Source organism: Thiovibrio frasassiensis (genome assembly GCF_029607905.1).
GTDB lineage: Bacteria > Desulfobacterota > Desulfobulbia > Desulfobulbales > Desulfurivibrionaceae > Thiovibrio > Thiovibrio frasassiensis.
This window is the reverse complement of the sequence record NZ_JAPHEH010000001.1, coordinates 2,536,255-2,557,551: the sequence shown is the minus strand read 5'-3', so window position 1 is coordinate 2,557,551 and position 21,297 is coordinate 2,536,255. Positions and strand designations below refer to the sequence as shown.

The following is a 21,297-nucleotide window of genomic DNA, read 5'->3' as shown; positions in this document are numbered from 1 at the left end:
GGAGAAGCAACATGATGTCCTGGACAAAGGTCCCGGCGTCATGGAATTTACCCGTTTATATCTGCGGGACCAGAGCCATCATGATTCGGTGCGAGATTATACTCCCCTTTTGTCAGAAGTCAAATTGCAAAAAATGAGGGGTGGTCTTGGGCTCCCAATTGAATACGCGGGGATCCTTTTCTTCTCTTTTTTTCATAATAAAAATTCTGGGGCAAGAATTGGCTATGCTATATTGTTTATAGTTGAATATTTTTTAGCGGAAGAGGCGCGCAGAGGAAATGACCAGAAAAATTCTCGTTGTCGATAACCATCCCATGGTGCTCAAACTCATCGCCAATCTGTTGCGCAAGGATGGGCATGAGGTTCGTACTGCCGAAGATGGTCTGGGCGCCTTGGAGATCCTGAAATCATTTGTGCCGGACATCATTTTTGTTGATCTGGTGATGCCCAATATCAGTGGCGAAAAGCTCTGCCGCATTATCCGCAAGATGCCCAATTTGCAAGGGGTCTATCTTGTTATTCTTTCCGCCATCGCCGCCGAGGAGGAACTTGATTTTACCGCTCTGGGGGCGGATGCCTGTATTGCCAAGGGAAGCATGACCAATCTGACCAGGCACATCGCCAGGGTGATTGAATTGGCAAGCCTTACGGGCAGACAGGAGAGATCTCGGGAGATCTTGGGACTTGATGAGGTTGCGACCCGGGAGATCACCAGGGAATTGCTCTCTTCCCGGAAGCATTTTGAGGTAATCCTTCGAAACATGTCCGAGGGGATTCTTGAGTTTGCCGCAAACAAGAAGATTATTTTCGCAAATCCCACGGCGGTAACACTGGTGGGGGTGCCGGAAGAAACGCTGCTGGGGACGGAATTCACCGATATTTTTGGTGATCATTCCCTTGAAACCGTGGTGGCGTTGTTAAAAAGGCCAGGAGAGGGCGCCAGGAAAATTTCTGAAGAAGCGCCGGTCCTACTCAATGGCCGACAGGTTTCCTTGCAGTTTTTGCCTGTTGTCGGCGATGAAGGCACTTCCACCATTGTCCTCATTCATGATGTTACCAAACGGAAGCTCGCAGAGGAAAAGATCGGTGAGCAGAACAGATTTTTAACCAAACTCATTGAGTCGTTGCCCCACCCATTCTTTGTGGTTGGGGCCAAGAATTACGAGGTGTTGCTGGCCAATTCTTCGGCCCAGCGTCATCTGGCTGCCTTGGATGAATGTCTACAAGAGATCGGTAAAGGCGAACCATGCAAGGCCCCGCCGCCATACGAGCCTTTTGGGCGGGTGCTGCAGGATAAAGATTCCTGTCTTATGGAATATGTTGTGCAGGGGCAGGACGGCCAGGAAACCACACACGAGATCCATGCGCATCCCATCTTCGATAAGAAGGGGAAGGTCACGCAGATTATTGAATACCGATTGGATATAACCGAACGGAAAAAGGCTGAGCAGGCCTTGCGTGATTCGAAGGATGAATTGCAAAAAGCCCTGGATAATTTACGGATTGCCCAGCAGGTGGCTATCCGTCAGGAAAAATTGGCCTCCATCGGCACGCTGGCCTCGGGAGTGGCCCATGAAATCCTCAATCCCCTCAATATCATAGGCACCCTTGCCCAGGTCATGCAGCTTGAGAAGATTCCTCCAAGCATGCGGGAAAATTTGGATGAAATGTTGGCCCAGATCAAACGTGCCACCAAGATTACGAATAACCTCAGAACATTTTCCCACCAGCATGCCTTTGAGGTCAGCATGGTCGATGTGCATGCGCTGTTTGACAAGACCGCCGCCCTGCTTGAGCATGATCTGAATCTGGATAATGTGCAGGTGGAAAGGCATTATGCCCCTGATCTTCCCCGGATTGAAGCGGATGAGGATCAATTGGCCCAGGTGTTTCTTAACCTGGTGAGTAATGCCCGTGATGCCATGTTGTCAGGCGACAAGCGGATCATCATTGAAACCCGGGCAAAGGATGGTGGGGTTGAAATCCGCTTCTCTGATACCGGCCCCGGCATTGGGGTGGACGAGATTGGCAAGATATTTGATCCGTTTTTTACCACCAAGGATCCCGGCCGTGGTACAGGGTTGGGGTTGTGGATTGTTTATTCGATTATCGAAAATCATTGCGGTACCATTCGGGTTGAGTCGGAGAAAGGGAAAGGTGCGCAGTTTGTGATTTTTCTGCCAACGCATCTACAGGGCCGAGAAGATTGTGGGCTGGTAGAGGCAAAACAGGGACACTCTGTCGGGGATAATGGATGAAGAAAAAAATAAAAATCCTTATTGTGGATGATGAATATGCCTTCTGCCGGTCGCTGAAGATTTTTTTTGATAAGATCGGCTTTCAGGCGCTCATTGCCACCAATGGGGAACATGCCCTGGATATCGTCCGGGAGGAAAAACCCGCTATTATGACCCTCGATATCCGGATGCCGGGTTTTAACGGCTACGATATTCTGCAAAAGGTCAAAAGACTGGACCCCGACCTGTTCATCATCGTTGTCACCGCCATCGATGTGCCCAACATGGAGGAGATGCTCGAACACAGCGGAGCCCATGCTCTCCTGCACAAACCAATCGATCTGCAGAAACTTTCTGATACGCTCTACGGTTTTGTCGGGCATCTGCTGTAGACTTTTGGCCAAGGAGTTCTTCCTTGTCCTTCCTTCAATGAGATAGGGTCGTCCCGGCTTCCAGCTGGATGACTGCTGCGCAACTCCGATTCAGGTCAAGAGCCTGTTGGCTGAGCGTTTCCTGGTTTTGCTAAAAAAACAGAGGTGTTCGCTTATTGCGCTCTTTTCGCGATGCGTAACGCTTGATTATTTAGTTGAGTAATTCCCTTCTTTCCTATAATTGTGAAAAGTATCTTGTATTCTCGGCAGTATCCCAACACCTTGGAGCCTTTACATGAACGAAGCAGCCGGCTACAAAACCGATATTCTTCTGAAGTCCGGAACTAACGAGCTGGAGATCATAACCTTTTTTCTCCAATGGCACGATCAGACCACCGATGCCATCAGCAGGACGGCATACGGCATCAATGCCGCCAAGGTCCGGGAGCTGGTGGCCATGCCGGAAAACCTGACTGAGATTCCGGAGAGCGTTTCGGCCATGAAAGGCGTTTTTCTCCTGCGGGACCGGACCATACCTTTGGTCGATCTCTGTGATTGGTTTGGCTATGTGCCGGATCTTAGCCCAGAGGCAAAAGCCAAATGGGTGGTTATTGTCACCGAGATCAACGGTAAGTTTTTCGGCTTTATTGCCCATGGGGTGGACAAGGTCTACCGGGTCAGCTGGACCAAAATCATGCCGCCGCCGCCGATCATTGCCCATTACAGCTCCCTCACCGGGGTGTGCCTGGTGGATGGCAATATCATCCAGATGGTTGATTTCGAGAGCATCATCGCCTCCATCGACCCCAGCATGGTTATTGATTCCGACGCCCATTCCATCAGGGAGCGTCCTGATTCGGATCAGGCCGACAAGGCTGTGGTGATTGCCGATGATTCGCATCTTATTCAGGATCAGATCCGAAAAACCCTGGAAAGGGCGGGGTACCGCGTTGTTTCCCATTCGGACGGGCAGTCTGCCTGGGAGTATTTGGAAAAACTGAGAACCAATGGCACCGTGCACGATCAGGTGCTGGCGGTGGTCAGCGATATAGAGATGCCGCGGATGGACGGCCATAATCTCTGTAAGCGGATCAAGGAAAATAATGGCTACGATGGTATTCCGGTCATGCTTTTTTCTTCGCTGGTCAACGATCTGGCCCTGCACAAGGGACATGCCGTGGGCGCTGACGATCAGATCTCCAAACCCGAACTCGGCCAGCTTGTTACCAGACTGCAGGACTGTCTGCGCCGCTACGCGGCTTGATGCTCCCTGTTTTGTGCGGGGCATTTTTTTCCAGACACCATCTGTTGCGCCCTCCCCGGTCGTAGCTGTAGCGAAGAGTGCCGGATAAGGTCATGAAGAGCGCCATGTATATTTACCGGGCCAACAGGGTTGAATCCCTGCTGGACTCGCTGACCGAGGTTTTGCGCGAGCCGCTTGCTTCGCCGCTTGCCCCGGAATGCATCATCGTGCAAAGCAAGGGCATGGCAACCTGGCTTGGCATGCAGCTTTCCGGCAGGTTCGGGGTGTGGGGTAATCCCGATTTTCCCCATCCCCGGCAGTTTGTCCAGCGGCTGCTGCGGGCAACCCTCGGGGAAGAGGGGGACCGGGTACAGCGGTACAGCCGGGAAAGGCTTGCCTTTGTGATCTGCACCCTTCTTGATGCGTGTCGCCACGATCCCGATTTTTCTCCCCTGACCTCCTACCTCGCCGATGGCCCGTTGAGCAAGCAACTCCAGCTGGCCCGGCAGATCGCCCATCTCTTTGATCAATACGCGGTCTACCGGCCCGAGATGATCCTGGCCTGGGAGGAAGGCGAGAATCGGGCCTTGGGTCATGAGCTGGCGGAGGATCTCTGGCAGCCCAAGCTCTGGCGCATGGTGGTGGCGCAGCTGGGGTGTTGCTCCCCGGCCCGGCTCATGCTCAGAGCCAGGCAGGGGCTGGCCGCAGGCACCATCCCCTTTCCCCATCTTCTCCCCACCCGGGTTTCCCTCTTCGGCATCGACACCCTGCCCACCGTATATCTTGGCATCATGGGGGAGTTGGCGCAGATCCTGCCGGTGCATCTGCATCTTTTTTCTCCGGCGGAAGGGTACTTCGGCGACCTCCACTCCCCGGCGGAGGCGCACCGCGCCTTGGCCCGTTTGCCTGCCGGGCACGACCCGGCCGATCTCTACCTGGAGGTCGGCCATCCGCTTCTTGGTTCCATGGGGGGTATGGCCCGCGACTTTCAAGAAGTGCTTGAAGGCTCGGTCTCCTATGTCGAGGCGGGAGAGCAGTACCTTGCCCATGATGCGCCACAGACCATGCTGGAGGTGGTGCAGAACGATATCCTGCATCTGAGCCAGCGCTCTCCGGCAAGCGGGAACGAGCCTCCCCAGATACTGAGCGAAGACGATGCTTCCCTCCGCATCCACGCCTGCCACAGCCGTCTCCGCGAGGTTGAGGTGCTGCAGGATCAATTGCTGGGCCTGTTCCAGGATGATCCCGATCTTGCCCCCCGTGATATCGTGGTGATGCTGCCCGAGGTTGCCGCCTACGCGCCGCTGATCGAGGCGGTCTTTGGTCTCCCCTTTGAGGACAAACGCTTTATTCCCTACCGGATCGCGGACCGCTCCCTGCTGAGCGGCGCCCCGCTCATCGAGGTGTTCTTCCGTTTTCTCCAGATGGCGCCTAAGAGAATGTCGGCCTCCGAGGTTCTGGAGCTGCTGGCCTGCGAGGCAATCCTCCTCAATTTTTCCCTTACCTCGGAAGAGCTGCCGAAAATCCGGCTTTGGGTGGAAAAAACCGGGATCCGCTGGGGGATTGACGAGCTGCACCGGGAGAAGCTGCAGCAGCCGAAAGAGCGGCAGAACACCTGGCGCTTCGGCTTCGATCGCCTGGCCCTGGGCTATGCGGTTCGCAGCGATGGAGCTTTTCTGGGCGATATTCTGCCCTATGAGGAAATCGAGGGCCAGGGCGCGGAGCTGGCCGGCCGCTTTATCCATTTTTGCGAGACCCTCTTTGCCCAGGGCGAAAAGCTCTCCGCCGCCATGGAGATCCCAGCCTGGCAGGATGTTCTTGGTGATCTGCTCCAAGCCCTTTTCCTGGCGGATTCCCCCCAGGCCTGGCAGCTGCAGAAGATTCGGGACAGTTTGGCCCAGATCACCCTTGAGGCGCAGGATGGTGGCTTCAACCAGCCCCTGGACCTGAACGGGATCACTATCCTCCTCAAGGAGAAACTGACCGCCCAGCCAACCCCCCAAGGCTTTCTCGAGGGGGGGCTGACCTTCTGCGGCATGCTGCCCATGCGCTCGATCCCCTTCAAGGTTATCTGTCTGCTCGGCATGAATGACGGGGCTTTCCCCCGGATGGAGCATCCCCAGAGCTTTGATTTGATCGCCCGCTACCCGCAACGGGGCGACCGGGCCAAACGCAACGATGACCGCTATATCTTCTTGGAAGCCTTGCTTGCCTGCCGCAGCAAATTCCTCCTCTTTTATCTGGGCAATAACCTGCGAGACGGCAAAGCGTTGCCGCCCTCCGTGGTGGTGGAAGAGCTGCTGGACACCCTGGCGGAAAGCTTTAGCCTTGCGCCTGACGCATCCAGCCCCGAGCCTGATTTTGATGCCCGCCGGAAAGCGCTGGCGGCGCGGATTGTGCTCCGCCATCCCCTGCAGCCTTTCAGCCAAAAATATTTTTCCGGTGCGGACCAAAGGCTGTGCAGTTTCGGCGCGGAATACTGCCGGGCGGCCCAGGCAAAACAAACAGGGATTCGGCGCAAATATGTATTCCTGCCCGCACCCCTGCCTCCACCCGTTGCTGCTCCTGCCTCGGTTTCTCTCTCTGATCTAAGCCGCTACTTATCGCAGCCGGTCCGCTGGTTTCTTGAAAACCGGCTTGGTTTTTTCCTGCAGGAGAGAACCCGGGAGCTCCAGGATCGGGAACCGATCCATCTCGATTCTTTGGAGAAATACCAGCTGAGCCGGGATCTCCTCGCCATGCAAGGGGAGGGGTTGGGTAGCCCGAAAATCCTTCTCGCCCGTTGGAGGGGGGAGGGACGGATTCCCTTGGGCCAGGCAGCGCAGGCGGTTTTCAGCGAGATCAAGGATACCGTGCGCCCCATTGTGGAAGAGCTTCTTAATTATGGGCCAGGGGATACGGATCATCAACTTCCGCCGTTGCGCCGGGAGATCCGTCTTTCGCAGGATCTCACCCTGCACGGCGAATTAACTGGCCGATATCCCTCCGGCCATCTCTCTTGGACCAACAGCCTGCTCCATGGCAAGATCCTGCTTCCAGTCTGGCTTGAGCATCTTTTCCTCTCCGCCGTATCTCCGGAGGACCAGCGTTGTGAAACCACATTGATCGGCAGGGGGCGAGAGAAGGGGACCGCCCAGGTCTTACGGTTCTCTCCGGTACCCGAGGCGACAAGCCTACTCCTTGATCTGGCCACCCTTTTTGGTAAGGGGCTCAGTGCCCCCTTGTCGTTTTTCCCCAAAAGCGGGCTGGTCTTTGCCCAGGCCCTGCATGATGGAAAGGGGAGCGAGGAGGAGCTGCTGATTAACGCCTTTGCCAAGGCAGAGGAGGAATACCTCGGCAACGACTTTACGCCTGGTGAGGGGGAAGACCCCTATTGTCGGCAACTCTTCGCTGAGACCCTGCCCGTTTCCCCGGGCTATACCCTGTATGCCGAGGCCAGCTCCCCACCCTTTGCGGAGCTGGCCAGCCGGATCTTTACCCCCATGCTCAATCATATGGAGGAGCTATGAGCCGGGGTTTTGATCCGCTTCTGATCGCCGGTACCGGGGTGCAGCTCATCGAGGCCAGCGCCGGCACCGGCAAGACCTATTCCATCACCTCCCTTTACCTGCGGCTCTTGCTGGAGCGGCGTCTGACCGTGGAGCAGATCCTGGTGGTCACCTTCACCGAGGCGGCCACCGCCGAACTGCATGAGCGGATCAGGACCCGGCTGCGGACAGCGGCGCAGGGGTTTCAGGATCAACACGGCGGCGCGGATCCGTTTCTCTGTCAACTTCTTGCGCGTAGCACCGATCATGAGGCGGACCGCCGGTTGCTTGCCCGGGCGGTAAGCGATATCGACAAGGGGGCGGTCTCCACCATCCACGGGTTCGCCCATCGGGTTTTACAGCAGCATGCCCTGGAAACCGGGCTGCTCTTCGAACTGGAGCTCACCGGCGCCACCCAACTCCTGGTGCAGGAGATCTCCGACGATTACTGGAGCAGCTTTTTTTACGATCTGGATCATCGGCTGGCGACCCTGGTGCGGCAAGGTGTTTCCCCTGCGCAGTTGCGCTCCCTGACCCAGGAGGCGATCCGGCACGGTGATTTTGCCATTGTCGGCGAAGTCTCTTCGGAGGATGAGCTCCCAGGCCTGATGCAGGAGTTTTGCCGACTCTATTCCGAGGTGCGGGATTGTTGGCAGGAGCAGCGCGAAGCGCTGGCGCACTACTTTGCCCAGGCAGAGGGATTGACCAAGCCATTTAAGACGCTGCTGGACAATGGCTTGCTGGACCGGCTGGCTGATTTTTTCGCCACCGACGAGCCGGCATCCTTTGCCCCGCCGCGCCACACGGAACTGCTGGGCGGGGAAAATATCTTTCAGCCGGACGGCAAGATCTTCACCGCGACCGCCCTGAAAAAAGGGGTGGTGCAGAGCAATCCCTTCTTCGAGCTCTGGGGCCGATTGCTCGCCCAGACCGAGGTCATGGGCGCCAGCTGTCAGGCGCGGTTCCTTGCAGGGGCGGCGCGCTCTATCCGGGCGGAACTGCCCAAACGTCTGCTGGCCGGTCAACAGCAATCCTTTGATGAACTCCTCACCGGGCTGGACCGGGCCTTGCGGGGGGTGCAGGGCGCTTCACTTGCCCAGGCGATCCGCAGCCGTTTCCCGGTGGCGCTCATCGATGAGTTTCAGGACACCGATCCGGTCCAGTACCGCATCTTCCGGACCATCTATGGGCATGGGGGAGCGGAAGCGCTTTTCCTGATCGGCGATCCCAAGCAGGCGATCTACGGTTTCCGGGGCGCGGATATCTACGCCTACCTCGGGGCCGCCGGTCAGGCGGAATCTGAAAAACATACCATGACCACCAACTGGCGGGCCGACCGGGGGATGGTTGCGGCGCTGAATGCTCTCTTCGGCGGATTGGCCCATCCCTTTGTCGATGGCCGGATCAGCTACGCCCAGGTCGAGGCGCGCCCCGGGGCGGAAAACCTCTGGCATTCCCCGAGCCTCGGTTCGGGACCCCTGCAGTTTCTCACCCTGCCCGAGGACCTCTGCGGAGTAAAGGGGAAACGACTGGTCAAGAAACAGCTTGAACCCTTGATTCCGGATCTGGTGGCCGGCGATATCGCCGGGCTCCTTGGAGGCGATACGAGGATCGGGGCGCGCTCCGTTCGCGCCGGGGACATTGCCGTGCTGGTCCGCACCAACACCCAGGCCGCGGAGATCCAGGCGGCCTTGCGGTCCAGGGGAATCAACGGGGTGCTCCAGAGTAAGGCCAGTGTCTGGGGGAGTACCGAGGCGCAGGAATGCCTGCGGTTACTCGCGGCGGTGGCCGAACCGGGCAACGAACAGCTGCTCCGCAAGGCGCTTGCCACCACGATGCTTGGCTTCAGCGGCAATGATCTGGACCGCCTCAACCAGGCGGAATCCGAACTCTACGCACGCATGGGGCGGGCGGCGGCCTGGCAGGAGGTCTGGCAGAAAAACGGGGTCATGCGGATGCTCCTGGCGGTCTGGCAGGAGCATGGGGTTACCGGCAGGCTGCTGTTGTTCGAGGATGGCGAGCGGAGATTGACCAATCTGCGGCATCTGGCTGAACTGCTCCAGGATACGGAGAGCCGGAATCATTTCAGCCCGGAGATGCTGGTGGACTGGCTCAGCCAGACCCTTAGCGCGGGCGAGAGCGGCGAAGAGGCGGAGCTGCGTTTGGAAAGCGATGAGGATGCGGTGCAGCTGGTCACCATCCACCGCAGCAAGGGGCTTGAGTACCCGATCGTCTATTGCCCCTATCTCTGCCTGGGCGGCTCCGGCACATCCAAGCAGCCCTTTGTCTCCCTGCACGATCCTAAGGCTGACTGGCAGGGGAGGATCGTCCTCTTTCCCGATGAGGCGGCCCGGGCTCTGGCGGCGGGTGAGCGCTTTGCCGAAGAGCTGCGCCTTGCCTATGTCGCCATGACCCGGGCCCGGCATAGCTGCCATATCCTCTGGGCGCCGGTCTCCGGCTACGATTCCAGCGGCCTGGCCTGGCTTCTCCATGGCGATCAGGCGGAGCCCGAAGCTGCGGGCAGCCCGGAGGGGTTGCAGGAACAGCTCAAAGGGTGCACCGGCCCGGAGCTGTTGGCGCGGCTGCAGGCTCGGGCCAAGGCCAGCGAAGGGTGGCAGGTGCGGCAGCTGCAACCGGGCACGGCTGCGACGGGCGAAGCAGCCAAGCCGACTGCGCCGGCGGAGCTGACCTGTCGCACCGCGGTGCGCAAGCAGGCCCAGGTCTGGCGGATCGGCAGTTTTTCCCATCTCACCGCGCAGAGCAGCCATGACCCGGGGGAGATGGAGCCGGAAGGAGCGGCGGAGGAAGGAACGGTTTCCGAGCAGGTGGTGGAGATTTCCCCCGTTGCGCTGATTTCCCTGGCCCAGTTTCCCAAGGGACCGGTGGCCGGCAACTTTTTTCATACCCTTTTTGAATTAACCTCCTTTCCGCAAGAGAACCCCGCTCTGTTGCGGGAGCTGGTGCGGGAACAGCTCCGTTTTTACGGCTATCCGGAGCAGCAGTGGCTTGCCCCGGTCTGCCGGGCCTTTGCTGAGGTGCTCAAAACCCCGCTCTGCGCAACGGATTCCTTTTGTCTCGGCGATCTTCCCGACGGCCAGCGGCTCAACGAGATGCCTTTCACCTTTCCGGTGGGCGCAGGCTTGGGCGAGGAGGCCAGCCTCTCCGCCGAGCTGCTGGCCCGGCCCTTTATCGACCATCCCCAGGGGATTCCCGCCGGGTATGTCGAGAGTCTGCGCGCCTTGCGCTTTATCCCCCTGCGCGGCTTTCTCAAGGGGTTTATCGATCTGGTCTGCGTTGTGAACGGCAAATGGTATCTGCTGGATTACAAGAGCAACCATCTCGGCGACAGCCGGGATGATTACGCCAGGGAGAAACTGCCTGCGGCCATGGCCCACCATCATTATTTCCTCCAGTACCACATCTACACCGTGGCCCTGCACCGCTATCTGAGCTGCCGCTTGCCGGGTTATGTGTACGAGCGGGATTTCGGCGGCGTCTTCTACCTCTTTTTCAAGGGGATGCACCCGGACTTCGGTTCGGAATTCGGGGTGTTTGCAGACCTGCCCCCCCTGGCCCGCATCGAACAGCTCTCGGAGATATTTCAGAGTCTGGCAGGGGAGGGGTTATGATCAATAACCGTCCAGCAGCACCGCATCTGCTTTGTCATCGGCCTGGCCCGCATACAGGGTGTATAGCGGGCAGACCTCTTTTGCGCATCTACGGCACTGCTGAACGGTTACAATTCTGGGGCAGTCGGAAATTTTGTGCCTTCGGAGAGCGATTATCATGATCAGGGAGATTGAACAGCTCATTGCCAGTGGGATGTTGGACCAGTTCGACCGCTATTTTGTCAGAACCCTGCAGCGGCTTGCTCCCTCCGCTCCTCACCGAACCCTAGTTCTTGCCGCCCTTACCCGTAAATCCGTGGCCAATGGCCATGTCTGCCTTGATCTCAAACGGTTGCTGGAAAGTTCCCTCCCCCCCGGCGGGGGAGGGTTAGGGAGAGGGGGAAACAACGATGAACCCGGAAGGTTGCAATTTCCCTCGTTGGCAGAACTGGTTGTCGAATTGCAGGAAAGCCCTCTGGTGAGCCGGGATGGGAGCCTTGCCCCGCTGGTGCTCGAAGGGGATCGGCTCTACCTGCAACGCTACTGGCTCTACGAGGAGGAGCTGGTCCAGGAGATTCGCGTACGGGCGGCAAACCCCGTACCGGTGCAGGAGGATCTGCTTGCAACCTGTCTTGTCCAGCTCTTCCCCGCCACGGAGCAGGATGCTCCGCAACGCGAGGCGTGCAGTGGGATCTTTCGCCAAAGGCTGGGCTTGATCACCGGCGGCCCCGGCACCGGTAAAACCACCCTGGTTACGAAATATCTGGCCCTGCTCTTGCTCTATGCCCAGGCCTCGGGAGAACCACCACCGCGCATCTTGCTCCTGGCCCCCACCGGCAAGGCAGCGGCCCGGCTCACCGAGTCGTTGCAGCAAAAAAAGGGGGAGGGGATGTTGCCGGAGCTCTCTGCCGCCATGCCCGGTAAGGCCTCCACCATCCACCGGGCCCTGGGCTATCGGCCGGAAACCCCGACCACCTTCCGCTATAACCGGGAAAACCCCTTGCCATGCGAGGTGGTGGTGGTCGATGAGGCCTCGATGATCGACGTGGCCCTCATGGCCAAGCTCTTTGCCGCAGTCCCGCCCACCGCCCGTCTTGTCCTGCTCGGCGACAAGGATCAGCTCGCCTCGGTGGAGGCGGGCTCCATCTTGGGGGATATCTGCGCTGCGGTCCTGGACGATGGTTTCGGGATCGGAGACAATCCTTTGGCCCGCTGCGTTGTCCGGCTGACGGAAAGTTTCCGTTACTCTTCCCAGGAAGGGATTGGTGCGCTGGCCAGGGCAATCCATGCTGGCAAGCCCGATGAGGTGGTTTCTCTTGCGCAAAAAGGCTCAGCGGAAGTCAGCCTGTTGCCGCCTCTGCTGCAGGGGGATCCGACCCATCCCCTGGCGGAGATGATCCTGGCCGGATACCGCCCCTTTCTGGAAGCGAAGGATCCTCTTGCGGCCCTTGAGTTGTTTGAACAATTCCGCATCCTCTGCGCTCACCGGAGCGGGCCGATGGGGGTCTCGTCTCTGAACCGGTATGCGGAAAAGGTCCTCGCCCTTCAGGGGTTGATCGATCCGAATACCCCGTGGTACCGGGGCAGACCGGTGCTGATCCAAGCCAACTCCTACCCCTTGCGCCTCTTTAACGGCGAGACCGGCATCCTCTGGGATGCGGAAGATGGCGAGGGGCTCAAGGCCTTTTTCTTTTCGGAAGGCAGGGAGGGGGTTCGCTCCTATTCCCTGCGCCAGGTGCCTGCGCATGAAACAGCCTTTGCCATGACCATCCACAAGAGCCAGGGCTCGGAATTTGAGCGCGTTGCCCTGGTCCTGCCTGGAGAGGATTCAGCCCTCTTGAGCAGGGAACTCCTCTATACCGGGATCAGCCGGGCCCGGCGTCAGGTTGCCTTGGTCGGGCGGCCACAGGAGATTGAGGTGGCGGTGGGCAGGAGGGTGGAGCGGGCTTCTGGGCTTGGAGAAAAATTGACAGCTTGAGTGAGGTTGTCCGGCTAAAGTGGATGGCGTTTGGCAAAAAAATAATCCCTTTTTCCTGGAACTGTCAAACCAGTCCCCATGCCTCTGCAAACGCTCAGGCTGTAGTCATTAAAAGGTTTTCTGGCGGGGGATTATTGCGTAAATAATCACTTGCTTCGCGAATGATTTGCTTCGCCGTTTCTTCTCGGGGTTGGCATCGCTCAGCCCAGGAACGACCGGGATGCAGCACATCCCATCGTGGTCGCAGTCCAGCATGCCGTCCCTTGCCTGGATCGTGGTTGCCGAAGCCATCTATGAGTTTGTTCCACAGAGGACCGAATTTTGCGATGAGAAGGGACTCTCCGAGAGGTATCCAGATGTCATCCACAACCAAGTATCGGCAATGAAAGTCCGCAACGTCTAAATTCGATGCGTCCTCAATGCTACGTGTGTGTTGCGTCAAGCGGTTATATAAGACCTTGCCTGGGTTCGCTTCTAAATCTCCGCCCTTGCGCGCACCCTTTGGAACCGCTTTCCCAACGTAGATGGGGGCGGTGAAGAGGCTATTCCTGTTCCGGATGGAGATGGCTTCGTAGCCCGGAAATTTGCCGGAATAATAAATCGCATATATACCAGCGCCATCGAAGCTTTGCAGCTCGGATATGGGAATCACCGGTTGTCGGAGCATTGCCTGTCCGACACTTTCTCCTAAATGACGCTTGGCGAGAGGATTGAATGGAATTACGTTATTGTCTGTCATGCAACGTTCCTTCCTCTGGAGCGGGCCAGTTTATGAAGCTCTGATTCGGCAAGCTGTTCCGCAACGGACGCCGCCACGCGGCGTCCCAAGGCAACAGGTACGGCATTGCCAAGTTGGCGCATGATTTCCGACCATGAACCATGGAAAACATATCCATCGGGAAAGGTTTGCAGACGTGCTGATTCCCTTGCGGTAAAGTAGCGAACATCTCCATTTTCGAGAACCATCATGTTTTCTCCGCCAGGGACACCATGATCTCCGGCTTTCAATGTCTTGGCAGGCAAATCTAGTGGACTCCCGGTGTGTCCAGGATAAACCTTTGCACCACCTTGGAAGCTGTGGTTCAGGAAATCCAGGTCATTGCACTGCCGAGGGTCGGGGATATCGACCAAGGCATCCCGAACCGTTCTCCAAGGGTGTTCTGTAAGGGGAAACAGCATGTCGGCCAGTTTACGGACCTTGCCTTTTAACTTTGCCGGGAGCGCGGGACGGGACTTGCTTGAAATCCCGTGGCGTTCCCAATATTCTCCCGTGACCCACTGGGAGTATAAAAGGGCGTCGAGGCTGTGCGTCGTGCGCGGAAACGACCACTTTATCCCCAGATCGGAACGAAAACCAACAATGAAAACACGCTCGCGCTTTTGTGGAATACCGAAGTCAGCCGCTGTTACCAAGGTAGGGACTACGTTGTACGTCAGCCCGGACAAGTGCAGGGCTCCCGAGGTTTTTTCTGCCTGGAGCCGTTTCATGTGTTCCAGCCAACTGTCACGGTCCTTGCGCACAACCTCTGGAAATTCCAGCTGCAGGAGAATGTATTGATAATAGTTGGCGAAGCTTGAGCGGGTTAGCCCCTTCACGTTTTCGACGATGAAGGATTTCGGGCGCAACTTGCGAACGGCTTCCACGGTTGCTGGGAACATGTCACGTTTGTCGCCGAAAGCCCTGTGCTTGCCAGCCAACGAAAATGGTTGGCAAGGTGGTCCTCCGGCTAGAAGCTCGATTCCTTCAGGAATTGATGCCCAGTCGAAATTTCGTACATCACCTTCCCAAAGTGGCCACTCCCGAACAACCGGGAAACCGCGCCGTTGATTTTCCCTAATAGTGTCACAGGCCCATTTGTCCCATTCCACTACAGCCAGAGACTCAAATCCAGCCAGGGAAACTCCCATGGCGAGACCACCCGCGCCCGCGAAAAGCTCGACTGATTTCATTTTTTCCTGCCTTTAAATGGATTAAGGAATTCCTGTATGATGCGAGAGACATTAACCGGGTCGCCTAACTGGCACTCCCACACTACCAGAACGTTCCACCCCAACTCAAGCAATTGTTGATGATGAGAAAGGTCTCGCTGTCTGTTTGTCTCCAGCTTTTCCTCCCAAAAATCGAGCTTGGATTTTGGTAATCTTGCGAGTTTGCATCCTTCGTGCCGATGCCAAAAACATCCGTGCATGAAGATTACCGCATGTCTTGCAGGGAAAACCAAATCTGGCTTCCCTGGGAGATTTTTGACGTGCAGACGATAACGGAAACCTAACCCATGAACAAGACGACGCAATTTCATTTCCGGATTCGAATCCTTGCCTCGAATCCTAGACATACGCTCGCTTCGTTCTTTTAGAGAAAGAGTGTCAACCAAAAGCTTGCTTCTTTGCCTATCAGTAATGGCATGGAATCGGGTTCATCTTTTTAAGGGACATCCCCCAGTTTATTTAGCAGGTCTGTGAGCACTTTCGGCAGTGTCAGGCGAGCAAGATTGCTTAAATTATGGGTTGTTGTTGATGCGTGATTGAGCCGTCTCGTAGACTGTCTGCTTGTCGCGCTTGCCTACGGTGATGACGGTCACGAAAACAACATCATCGTCCACACGATAGACCAAGCGATATCCGGCGCTACGCAGTTTGATCTTGTAGTAGTCCGGCATCCCTGAGAGTGCGGCGGAGGGGATTCTCGGATTTTTTAGCCGTTCGGTCAGTTTTTTCTTAAGCGGTTCGCGGAGGCTACCGTCCACTTTATGCCATTCAGCTAAGGCCAGCTTGTGAAAGCGCAGCCTATAACTCGTCAAGGCTCACCTCGACAAAAGGCCCGTCGGCACGTTCCCTAACCAGCTTGGCGTCTTCCAGGTCTTCAAGATATGCCATCAGTCTTTCGTAGTAAGCGGCAGGAAGAAGATATGCTTCGGGCCGGTTGTGATTCAGAATGGCCACAGGGCACTCGTCGGCTTGCTTGAGAATGTCGGCAAAATTGCGTTTCAGCTCTGTCACGCTTACCGTGGTGTTGGAAAAAATAGTGTCCATGGGTGATCTCCGAGTATAGATTGATGCTGTATTTGATGTCTAATATAGCATCAATTTAGAGAAGGGCCAAGAGTAATCGCAGGGGGGAGGCGTACAGAGAAAACGGGGACATCCCTCTTTTTTGTTTAGAGCAGAGCAACACCTCCGGGCGCACCTCTTACCGATACACCTCGTCATGGCTGCCGACATCAAGCAGGATAATTTCTTGCTCTGAAATCAGGATGGTCAGGGTAAGGCGGTAGCTGGAGGTGATGCTGATTGCCTGCACTCCCTGTAGCTTGCCGCCAAGGTGGTGGTAGCGAAGATGGGGCTGAAAGGGATCGCGCTCCAGATCACTGAGAATCGCTGCGAATTTTTCCCGCAAGTGCTGGTGTTGTGTGAGAAACTTCCGGGCCGAGCGGGTGAAGCCGGAGGTCCAGACGAGGGTGTACATGCATCAACCTTCTGCGTCCAGTTCTTTCAGCAACTCCGCAGCGGTGCCGCGTTGCACTCTGCCGGCGCGCAGGTCTTCCAGCGAGGCCAGCACCCGCGCCGTGTGCGCCTCGTCCTCCGCCTCCAGCAAGGCTTGGTAGCGATCCTCGGAAATCACCACGTATTGCGGTTGATTGTTGCGGATCACATGAAGATCGCCTTTGGCAATGCAATCATCCACCGCAGCGATACCGCGGCGCTTAATCTCCTGGGCAGGGATGGTATTCATTTGATGGCTCCTTTTTGGTACTTAATTGAGTACCAGAGTACCACGCTCAACAGGGGAAAGCAACGTGTCATGTTTCTCAATCCTCGGTGCTTGTGTTAATCGTTTGTAATCAGACCCCTCCAGGCGCGGTGCCTTTTCAAAGAAGCCCGATCTCTCCAAGCATCCCCTTGGCCGCAGCAAACAACCCATCCTTGCCCGCTTCGCTTCTCGCCTCGACATAAAAGCGCACCTTGGGTTCGGTGCCCGAGGGCCTGATCATCAGCCAGCTGTTGTCTTCGAGAATCATCTTCCTGCCGTCAATGGTGATGACCTCGGTGATCTTCTTTGGTTCTCCGCCAATATCAAGCACGGTCCCGACCCCGTATTTTTCCAGTCCGGCCAAGGTGTCTAGCAGCGCTTTACCCTGCCGGCTTACCTCGACCCCGCCCTTGCCCGGGTAATAGTAGCCGTATTCCGCCTGGATCTCGCTGAGATACTCGCCGAGATTCTTTTTCAGGCTGAGCATCATGTCCAGGGCGAGGATCAGGCCGATGTAGGCGTCTTTTTCCGGGGTGTGGCCGACCACCGAGATGCCGTCCGATTCTTCGAAGCAGACCAGCGCCTTGCCGATCACCGGCTTGAACTCCTTGAAGCCTACCTTCGGCTCAAAGATCTCCTCGTGCAATCCCTTGGCAATGGCGTTGGCAAAATTGCTGGTCGCCACGGTCTTGGCTACGAGGCCGTGCTTGCCCTTTTTCTCATGGAGATAATGAAAGGCCATCCCCCCGAAAAGGTTCATGTCGATCTCGACGGTGCCGTCGGTGAAACGGATGCGGTCGGCGTCTGGGTCGATGATCACCCCGAGCTTGAGCGGTTCCGGCCGCTGCTGCAGGGTGGTCATCACCTGCTGCATGTTGGTGGAGGAGGGCTCCGGTGCGACGCCGCCGAAGGTGGGGTCTGCTTGCTCCCGGAAAAGCAGGAGTCGCTCCGAGGGTTGATTGCCGAAGAGCCCGCGCATGTGCACCCGGCTGGCTCCGTGCACGCAGTCCACTGCCACCACGCAGTCTTTGGCACTATGGAAGGCGGCAATGATTTCCCTGTAGTTCAGGCCGTGGCGGGAAGCGCCCCTGGCCACCAGCTCCTGCCAGCAAGCGAGGGCATCGCATTGTTGCACCTGGGTTGGATCCGGGCTCAGTATCGGGTTTTTGCCTGCGGCGATGAGTTGGCGAGCGTTTTCCGTGATCCTGTTGGTGATCTCCGAGGCGGCGGGCCCTGCATCGGCGGCATTGAATTTGAAGCCGGCATATTCCAGGGGGTTATGGCTGGGGGTGAGATTGATGGAAAATGCGGCCTGCAAGATGAGTACTGCGGCGGAGAGGGTGCCGGTGGTCGCCTCGTGGGCATAGTGGACGGTGATGCCGTTGGAGGTCAAGACCTCGATGACCCGCTGAGCCATGAGCCGGCCGCCGAAGCGGTTGTCAAAGCCGAGTACGGCGCCCCGTTGTTGCGCCTCGCTGAAACTGCTGACCCCCAGAGCGGGAGCCAGGGTTTTATCCTGGTCCAGGTTGCGGTACATGGCAACGATACCCTGGGTCACCAGGGAGACGGTATAGAGGGAGATATCCTTGCCGATGATCCCGCGCCAGCCGGAGGTGCCGAAGGAGACCTCTTTGCTTGGGGGATTGGTGTTGGTGCGGATCTCATCCTCTACTAGGCCATATGCCCGGGCGATGGCTTCGTTTGCCTGGTGAAATTCTGCTGAGTCGGGAGCCTCGTTGTTTTTCAGGCCGACCAGTTTTTTGATGAGGGAGAAATAGTCGCTGGCCGCATGGTTGTTGGGGGAAAGATGCTCTTTAAAAAGAAGATCGATGTTTTTGCTGAACATGGAGGACCCTTTGCTTGCGGAAGAGGAAAAGAACAAAAAAATATCTGTATTTGAAATTATGTTATACTAAAAAAGCATGTGCTGGCAACGGCTCAATTTTGGTCATTTTTTTGCCGTTTGGGCAGGTTTCGATTGACCCGAAAGGCAAGATTCGCTATACAATGCTGGCGTGATTACTGTTGCAAATTCATTCGTTGTAAATAAATAATTAGGGAGCAGAACACAATGGGTAAACATGACGAGGCTTTCATTCTCTGGTTTGATGATATCGGTATTGAGGATGTACCGCTGGTCGGCGGCAAGAATGCATCTTTGGGCGAAATGCATCAGAAGCTTACCTCTAAAGGTGTTGATGTCCCGAACGGCTTTGCCATCACCGCCTATGCCTATCAGCATCTGTTGAAAACCGCCGGGATCGCCCAGGCCATTGAAGATGCCCTGGCCGACCTGGACACCCATGATCTTCGCAATCTCCAGGCCCGCGGCGAGAAAGCGCGGAACATCATCCGCACCGCCGAGTTTCCCGAGGATCTGCGCACGGCGATCCTTGATACTTACAAGAAGATGGAAGAGATGTATGGGCCCAGTGTTGACGTGGCCGTGCGTTCTTCCGCCACTGCCGAGGATCTGCCGGACGCCTCCTTTGCCGGCCAGCAGGAAACCTATCTGAATATCCGCGGCCCGGAGCAGCTCATTGATGCCTGCCGCCGCTGTTTTGCCAGCCTTTTCACCGATCGGGCCATCTCCTATCGGCACGACAAGGGGTTCGGCCAGTTCGACGTCTATCTCTCCATCGTGGTCCAGAAGATGGCGCGCAGCGATTCCGCCTCATCCGGTGTTTTGTTTTCCATCGATACGGAAAGCGGTTTCGAGGATGCGGTTTTTATCACCGGCGCCTGGGGCTTGGGCGAAACCGTGGTTCAGGGTGCGGTCAATCCCGATGAGTTCTACGTTTTCAAGCCGACCCTCAAAGAGGGCAAGCGTCCCATCGTTGGCAAGACCATCGGCAGCAAAGAAATCAAGATGATCTACGACAACGATCCCAATACCGAAGAGCCGGTCAAAACGATCAACACCACGCCGGAAGAGCGCGGCATGTATGTGATCAATGACGATGAAATTCTTCAGCTTGCCAAGTGGGCCTGTATCATCGAGGATCATTACGGCAAGGGCATGGATATCGAATGGGCCAAGGACGGCGACGGCGTGAACGTGGGTACCGGCAAGCTCTTTATCGTGCAGGCCCGTCCCGAAACCGTGCATTCCCAAGCTTCGAAGGGTACCATCGAAACCTATAAGCTGCAGGAAAAGGGCAAGGTTCTGGTTGAAGGTTTGGCGGTCGGCACCAAGATCGGCCAGGGCGAGGCCAATGTTATTGCCGCCGTGGTCGATATCCACAGCTTTAAGAAGGGGCAGGTGCTGGTTACCGACATGACCGATCCCGACTGGGAGCCGATCATGAAGATTGCTTCGGCCATCGTCACCAACCGTGGCGGCCGGACCTGTCATGCGGCGATTATTTCCCGTGAGCTGGGTATTCCCTGCGTCATCGGGACCGGCGACGGTTCCAAGAAGATCAAGAACGGCCAGGAGATCACGGTTTCCTCGGCAGAGGGCGAGAAGGGCTTGGTCTATGAGGGATTGTTGAAGTTTGAAATCGATCGTCTCGACCTCGGCAACCTGCCCAAGACCAAAACCAAAATCATGATGAACCTGGCCATTCCGGAGAAAGCCTTCACCGAGTGCCAGATTCCCAATGACGGCGTTGGCCTGGCCCGGGAAGAGTTCGTCATCAACTCCCATATCGGCATTCATCCCCTGGCCCTGTTCAACTACGAAGAGCTGAAGAGCTCTCCTGATCCGGAAAAGCAGGCAGTGGTTCGCTTGATCGACAAGAAGACCACCGCTTATGCGGATAAGAAACAGTTTTTTATCGACAAGGTTGCCGAGGGCGTGGGCCGCATCGCTGCCGGTTTCTATCCCAAGGATGTTATTGTGCGTCTCTCCGACTTCAAGTCCAACGAATACGCCAATCTCACCGGCGGCACCTTTTATGAGCCGCACGAGGAGAACCCGATGATCGGCTGGCGTGGCGCCTCCCGTTATTATGATCCCAAGTACCGTCCGGCCTTCGAGCTGGAGTGCAAGGGGTTGCTCAAGGCGCGTAACGACATGGGGCTCACCAACATCAAGCTGATGGTGCCCTTCTGCCGGACCCCCGCGGAAGGCAAGAAGGTTATCCAGGTCATGAAGGAATGCGGTCTGGTCCAGGGCGAGAATGGCCTGGAAGTGTACGTAATGTGCGAGATCCCCTCCAACGTGATCCTGGCCGATGCCTTTGCCGATGTTTTCGATGGCTTCTCCATCGGTTCCAATGATCTGACCCAGCTCACCTACGGCCTTGACCGCGATTCCGGTTTTCTCGCCGGTGTCGCCGACGAGCGCGATGATGCGGTCAAGGAGATGATCAAGATGGTCATTGCCACCGCCAAACGGCGCGGGAAGAAAATCGGCATCTGCGGCCAGGGACCTTCGGATTTCCCCGAGTTCGCTACCTTCCTGGTCGAGTGCGGTATCGACTCCATGAGCCTGATCCCGGACACTGCGGTCAAGACCCGTTTGGCCGTGGCCGCCAAGGAGAAGGAGATGGGGATCAATCCTTAACTCTCTCTGAAAAAAGCATAAAAAAAGGGCCCCGCTTCATTGCGGGGCCCTTTTTTTATGGAGTGTTCTGCC

The 21,297-nt window shown here is 56.9% G+C and carries 15 protein-coding genes; 7 read left to right on the top strand and 8 right to left on the bottom strand.

The genetic code is table 11. The features are described from left to right. Positions 1-278: 278 nt before the first annotated feature. The 6 genes from OLX77_RS11915 (at position 279) to recD (ending at position 12,964) form a co-directional block, all read left to right on the top strand. Positions 279-2,258, top strand: coding sequence for a hybrid sensor histidine kinase/response regulator (locus OLX77_RS11915; protein ID WP_307633829.1), 1,980 nt, complete (start codon positions 279-281; stop codon positions 2,256-2,258). After that, positions 2,255-2,629, top strand: a complete 375-nt coding sequence (locus OLX77_RS11910; RefSeq protein WP_307633828.1) for a response regulator — start codon at positions 2,255-2,257, stop codon at positions 2,627-2,629. The genes OLX77_RS11915 and OLX77_RS11910 overlap by 4 nt, the downstream gene beginning before the upstream one ends. A 274-nt stretch (positions 2,630-2,903) precedes the next feature. After that, positions 2,904-3,872 carry a chemotaxis protein gene (locus OLX77_RS11905; RefSeq protein ID WP_307633827.1) on the top strand — a complete coding sequence of 323 codons (969 nt, stop codon included), beginning with the start codon at positions 2,904-2,906 and terminating at the stop codon, positions 3,870-3,872. Positions 3,873-3,964: 92 nt separating this feature from the next. Then, complete coding sequence (gene recC / locus OLX77_RS11900) at positions 3,965-7,360, top strand: exodeoxyribonuclease V subunit gamma (protein ID WP_307633826.1); 3,396 nt, start codon at positions 3,965-3,967, stop codon at positions 7,358-7,360. Next, complete coding sequence (gene recB / locus OLX77_RS11895) at positions 7,357-11,007, top strand: exodeoxyribonuclease V subunit beta (RefSeq protein WP_307633825.1); 3,651 nt, start codon at positions 7,357-7,359, stop codon at positions 11,005-11,007. Before recC ends, recB begins: the two co-directional genes overlap by 4 nt. 157 nt (positions 11,008-11,164) lie before the next feature. Further along, positions 11,165-12,964: an exodeoxyribonuclease V subunit alpha gene (recD, locus tag OLX77_RS11890; RefSeq protein ID WP_307633824.1), complete on the top strand. Its 1,800-nt coding sequence runs from the start codon at positions 11,165-11,167 to the stop codon at positions 12,962-12,964. A 94-nt stretch (positions 12,965-13,058) separates the two neighbouring features. Here the strand turns inward: recD and OLX77_RS11885 are convergent, their stop codons facing one another. The 8 genes from OLX77_RS11885 to OLX77_RS11850 form a co-directional block, all read right to left on the bottom strand. Then, positions 13,059-13,703 (bottom strand): Eco29kI family restriction endonuclease, encoded by a 645-nt coding sequence (locus tag OLX77_RS11885; RefSeq protein ID WP_307633823.1) that lies wholly within the window; start codon positions 13,701-13,703, stop codon positions 13,059-13,061. Beyond that, a complete protein-coding gene (locus tag OLX77_RS11880; RefSeq protein ID WP_307633822.1) occupies positions 13,700-14,914 on the bottom strand; it encodes a DNA cytosine methyltransferase in 1,215 nt (404 codons plus the stop codon). Before OLX77_RS11880 ends, OLX77_RS11885 begins: the two co-directional genes overlap by 4 nt. Further along, positions 14,911-15,339 (bottom strand): very short patch repair endonuclease, encoded by a 429-nt coding sequence (locus OLX77_RS11875; RefSeq protein ID WP_307633821.1) that lies wholly within the window; start codon positions 15,337-15,339, stop codon positions 14,911-14,913. Before OLX77_RS11875 ends, OLX77_RS11880 begins: the two co-directional genes overlap by 4 nt. Before the next feature lie 126 nt (positions 15,340-15,465). Then, positions 15,466-15,765 (bottom strand): type II toxin-antitoxin system RelE family toxin, encoded by a 300-nt coding sequence (locus OLX77_RS11870; RefSeq protein ID WP_307633820.1) that lies wholly within the window; start codon positions 15,763-15,765, stop codon positions 15,466-15,468. Next, a complete protein-coding gene (locus OLX77_RS11865) occupies positions 15,752-15,997 on the bottom strand; it encodes a type II toxin-antitoxin system Phd/YefM family antitoxin (RefSeq protein WP_307633819.1) in 246 nt (81 codons plus the stop codon). Before OLX77_RS11865 ends, OLX77_RS11870 begins: the two co-directional genes overlap by 14 nt. 157 nt (positions 15,998-16,154) lie before the next feature. Beyond that, entirely contained in the window at positions 16,155-16,430 is a 276-nt protein-coding gene (locus OLX77_RS11860) for a type II toxin-antitoxin system RelE/ParE family toxin (RefSeq protein ID WP_307633818.1), read from the bottom strand. Between the two features lie 3 nt (positions 16,431-16,433). Further along, positions 16,434-16,697, bottom strand: a complete 264-nt coding sequence (locus tag OLX77_RS11855; protein WP_307633817.1) for a type II toxin-antitoxin system Phd/YefM family antitoxin — start codon at positions 16,695-16,697, stop codon at positions 16,434-16,436. Between the two features lie 136 nt (positions 16,698-16,833). Continuing rightward, positions 16,834-18,561 (bottom strand): phosphohexomutase domain-containing protein, encoded by a 1,728-nt coding sequence (locus tag OLX77_RS11850; RefSeq protein ID WP_307633816.1) that lies wholly within the window; start codon positions 18,559-18,561, stop codon positions 16,834-16,836. A gap of 225 nt (positions 18,562-18,786) precedes the next feature. On the opposite strand from OLX77_RS11850, the gene ppsA reads away from it, so the two are divergent. Continuing rightward, on the top strand, positions 18,787-21,225 hold the full coding sequence (ppsA, locus tag OLX77_RS11845) for a phosphoenolpyruvate synthase (RefSeq protein WP_307633815.1): 2,439 nt from the start codon (positions 18,787-18,789) through the stop codon (positions 21,223-21,225). Positions 21,226-21,297 lie beyond the last annotated feature (72 nt).

Excerpts from the sequence above, each read along its gene's own strand:
- OLX77_RS11850 (WP_307633816.1), bottom strand. The coding sequence starts at position 18,561 with ATGTTCAGCAAAAACATCGATCTTCTTTTTAAAGAGCATCTTTCCCCC.
- recD (WP_307633824.1), top strand. The coding sequence starts at position 11,165 with ATGATCAGGGAGATTGAACAGCTCATTGCCAGTGGGATGTTGGACCAG.
- OLX77_RS11910 (WP_307633828.1), top strand. The coding sequence starts at position 2,255 with ATGAAGAAAAAAATAAAAATCCTTATTGTGGATGATGAATATGCCTTC.
- OLX77_RS11860 (WP_307633818.1), bottom strand. The coding sequence starts at position 16,430 with ATGTACACCCTCGTCTGGACCTCCGGCTTCACCCGCTCGGCCCGGAAG.
- OLX77_RS11855 (WP_307633817.1), bottom strand. The coding sequence starts at position 16,697 with ATGAATACCATCCCTGCCCAGGAGATTAAGCGCCGCGGTATCGCTGCG.
- OLX77_RS11865 (WP_307633819.1), bottom strand. The coding sequence starts at position 15,997 with ATGGACACTATTTTTTCCAACACCACGGTAAGCGTGACAGAGCTGAAA.
- recB (WP_307633825.1), top strand. The coding sequence starts at position 7,357 with ATGAGCCGGGGTTTTGATCCGCTTCTGATCGCCGGTACCGGGGTGCAG.
- OLX77_RS11905 (WP_307633827.1), top strand. The coding sequence starts at position 2,904 with ATGAACGAAGCAGCCGGCTACAAAACCGATATTCTTCTGAAGTCCGGA.
- recC (WP_307633826.1), top strand. The coding sequence starts at position 3,965 with ATGAAGAGCGCCATGTATATTTACCGGGCCAACAGGGTTGAATCCCTG.
- OLX77_RS11885 (WP_307633823.1), bottom strand. The coding sequence starts at position 13,703 with ATGACAGACAATAACGTAATTCCATTCAATCCTCTCGCCAAGCGTCAT.
- OLX77_RS11880 (WP_307633822.1), bottom strand. The coding sequence starts at position 14,914 with ATGAAATCAGTCGAGCTTTTCGCGGGCGCGGGTGGTCTCGCCATGGGA.
- OLX77_RS11915 (WP_307633829.1), top strand. The coding sequence starts at position 279 with ATGACCAGAAAAATTCTCGTTGTCGATAACCATCCCATGGTGCTCAAA.
- ppsA (WP_307633815.1), top strand. The coding sequence starts at position 18,787 with ATGGGTAAACATGACGAGGCTTTCATTCTCTGGTTTGATGATATCGGT.